Origin of the sequence: Brevibacterium otitidis (assembly GCF_042429315.1) — a bacterium.
Taxonomy (GTDB): domain Bacteria; phylum Actinomycetota; class Actinomycetes; order Actinomycetales; family Brevibacteriaceae; genus Brevibacterium; species Brevibacterium otitidis.
In genome coordinates, this window is the sequence record NZ_JBHMAU010000094.1 from 1 (window position 1) to 1200 (window position 1200).

Sequence of the window (1200 nt, forward strand, 5' to 3'; positions counted from 1 at the left end):
ATGACCTGGTGGCAGCGAGGATCATTCATCCTGGCTCGAAGTTCGAATCAATCGAAACTCTTGCTGAAGTCGGTGTGCAGTCAGCGTCCTACGCCACGATCAAACGCTGCTTGCCTCGTTATGCCACCGAGGAGTTCCGTGACGCTATCACTCATGCGCTGGCGACTCATGCGGGTATCGGCCCTGGCGTGTTGGTGCTCTACGATGTGACCACCCTGTACTTCGAAACCGATCAGGCCGATGATCTGCGCACGCCAGGGTTTTCCAAAGAGCGTCGCCTGGAGCCACAGATCACAGTCGGTATGCTCACCGATGCTGGCGGGCTGCCACTGTCGATCGGGGCGTTTGAAGGAAACCGGGCTGAAACACAGACGATGCTGCCGATGATTCAGAGCCTCGCCCAGGCCTACAATCTCGATGACATCACCGTGGTTGCCGATGCCGGGATGTTCTCTGCAGCGAATAAGAAAGCCATTGTCGACGCGGGCTTGGGCTACATCCTCGGCACGAAGGAACGACGCATCCCCTACCCAGTACAGCAGTGGAGGGATACCCATCCGGGCCAGGACTACACCGATGGGCAGATCTGGTCCTTCGCTGACCGGTCAGGCAGAGGACCAGACGGGACACCGCACGCGGTGACGTACTACCAGTACTCCTGGGATCGGGCCCGGCGCAGCCGTCGAGGAATAGATGAACAGCTAGCGAAAGCTGAACGCGCAGTCGCCGGTAAAGCAGCAGTCAAACGAAACCGCTACGTCAACCTGAAAGCCCCGAAGAAGACCGTCAACTACGAACTAGCCGACAAGCACCGAGCCCTGGCAGGGATCAAAGGCTACGAAACCAACCGGGTAGACCTCACCGCCGAGCAGGTCATCGACGCCTACCGGCAGCTATTCAAGATCGAGAAGTCATTCCGGATGGCGAAATCGGACCTGCGAGCACGACCGATATATCACCGCAAACAAGACTCCATCGACGCGCACCTGACAATCGTGATGTCCGCGATGGCCTGCGGACACATCCTCGAACAAGCAACCGACCTGTCACTGAAACGGCTGGTGCGGACACTGAAGAAATACCGCTCCTTCACCCTCGACGTCGCAGGCCACACAATCCACGCCACCACCCCCGTGCCCCACAACGTCCAGACCATCATCCAGCACCTGCCAAAACCTGACTAATTTGAGCCAAGTCAGG

1 protein-coding gene is annotated in these 1200 nt (G+C 58.3%); it reads left to right on the forward strand.

What is annotated here, in order from left to right; translation table 11 throughout:
- Positions 1–1184, forward strand: a 1184-nt coding sequence (locus tag ACFFN1_RS13605) for an IS1634 family transposase (protein WP_376841370.1), incomplete at its 5' end; no start/stop codon positions are given.
- Positions 1185–1200: the final 16 nt, after the last annotated feature.